Raw genomic sequence first — 2,010 nt, 5'->3', positions numbered from 1 at the left:
GGCGGGGGCCGCCTCGCCGGAGGCGGTGCGCGCGCTGCTCTCCGCGCTGGCCGCGGACTCCATGCAGGGGCGCCGGACCGCCACGCCGGGGAGCGCCCGCGCCGCCCGCTTCCTGGCGGAGCAGCTGCGGATGCACGGGGTGGAGCCGGCGGGTGACAGCGCGTACTTCCAGCGCGTGCCGATGGTGCGGGTGCCGCGCCCCAACGGCACCAGCGCGTACCGGCTCCTGAACGCCGCGAGCGACGCCGACACCGTCCCCGCCGCCCGCCACGCCCACGACGTCAACGTGGTGGGGATCGTCCGGGGGAGCGATCCGGCGCTCCGCGACGAGTACGTGGTGGTGGGCGCGCACTACGACCACCTGGGCGTGCGCGCCCCCGTGGACGGCGACTCCATCTTCAACGGCGCCGACGACGACGCCTCCGGCGTGGTGGCCGTGCTCGAGGTCGCCCGCGCGCTGGTCAAGGACCCGCCGAAGCGGAGCGTCGTCTTCCTGCTGACCACCGGCGAGGAGGTGGGCTTCACCGGGATCCGCCGGTACGTCCGCAGCCCCGTGGTGCCGCTGGAGCGCACCGTCGCCGACCTGCAGATCGAGATGATCGGCCGCCCGGACTCGCTGGCGGGCGGCCCCGGGCGCGCCTGGCTCACCGGGTACGAGCGCTCGACCGTGGGCGAGATGCTGCGCGCCGCCGGAAACCCCATCGTCCCCGACCCGCGCCCCGCGCAGAACTTCTTCGAGCGGAGCGACAACGTGGTGTTCGCGTGGAAGGGCGTCCCCGCGCACACCCTCTCCTCGTACGGGATGCACGGCGACTACCACACGGTGGACGACGAGGTGGAGCGGATCGACTTCGTCCACATGGCCCGGGTGATCGACGCCGCCAGGCAGGCGGTGCGGATCCTCGCCGACGGCCCCGCCCCGCAGTGGAACCCCGGCGGCCGGCCCACCCCGCCCGCCAACTTCCAGTAGGAAGCGCCCATGAGAGCTACGATTCTCGCCCTGGCCCTGGTCCTTCCCGCGCTCGCCGCCTGCCGCACGGGCGACGCTCCCGGCGGCGAGGGGGGGGACACCCTCGCCGGCCTCCGGGAGATCCCCTCGCCCGCGGCGCCCGGGAGCGCCGAGGCCAACCTGGCCGCCGGCGAGGACGGGCGGGTGTACCTCACCTGGATCGAGCCGGGCCCGGACTCCACGCACGCCCTCCGCTTCGCCGTGCTGGAGGGGGACCGGTGGTCCGCCCCGCGCACCATCGCCAGCGGCCGGGACTGGTTCGTCAACTGGGCGGACTTCCCCACCCTGGCCGTGCTCCCCGGCGGTCGCCTCGCCGCCCACTGGCTGCAGCGCAGCGGCCCCGGGCGCTACGCCTACGACGTGCGCATCGCGCAGTCCGCGGACGGCGGCGCCACCTGGACGGCGGGCGTGGTCCCGCACCGCGACGGGACGCAGGCCGAGCACGGCTTCGTCTCGCTCTGGGCCGCCGAGGGCGACTCGCTGGGCGCCGTGTGGCTGGACGGGCGGAAGTACGCGGCGGAGGGAGGAGGGGAGGGGGAGCACGGCGGCGAGACCATGCTGGTACACACCACGCTCTCGCGCGACGGGAGCCTCGGCGCGGAGCGGCCGCTGGACCAGCGCATCTGCGACTGCTGCCAGACCGGGCAGGCCACGACCTCTGCCGGCCCGGTGGTGGTGTACCGCGACCGCTCCCACGACGAGATCCGCGACGTCTACGTGGTCCGGCGCGTCGGCGGCCGCTGGACCGAGCCGAAGCCGGTGCACGCCGACGGGTGGAAGATCCCGGCCTGCCCGGTGAACGGCCCGCAGGTCTCCGCCCGCGGCGAGCGCGTGGGGGTGGCGTGGTTCACCGGCGCCCGCGACACCGCGCGCGTCCTGGTCGCCTTCTCGGACGACGCGGGGGCCACCTTCGGCGCCCCGGTGCGCGTGGACGACGGCGACCCCGCCGGGCGCGTGGACGTGGAGCTGCTGGAGGGGGGCGAGGCGCTGGTGAGCTGGAT

The 2,010-nt window shown here is 75.9% G+C and carries 2 protein-coding genes; both read left to right on the top strand.

The genetic code is table 11. The features are described from left to right. Nucleotides 1-970, top strand: a 970-nt coding sequence (locus tag VGR37_16695) for a M20/M25/M40 family metallo-hydrolase (GenBank protein ID HEV2149047.1), incomplete at its 5' end; no start/stop codon positions are given. 9 nt (nucleotides 971-979) lie between these two features. Beyond that, the coding region (locus tag VGR37_16690) for a hypothetical protein (GenBank protein ID HEV2149046.1) at nucleotides 980-2,010 on the top strand (1,031 nt) is incomplete at its 3' end.

The sequence above is a fragment of the Longimicrobiaceae bacterium genome (genome assembly GCA_035936415.1).
GTDB lineage: Bacteria > Gemmatimonadota > Gemmatimonadetes > Longimicrobiales > Longimicrobiaceae > JAFAYN01.
This window is presented reverse-complemented; position numbering and strand designations above follow the sequence as displayed.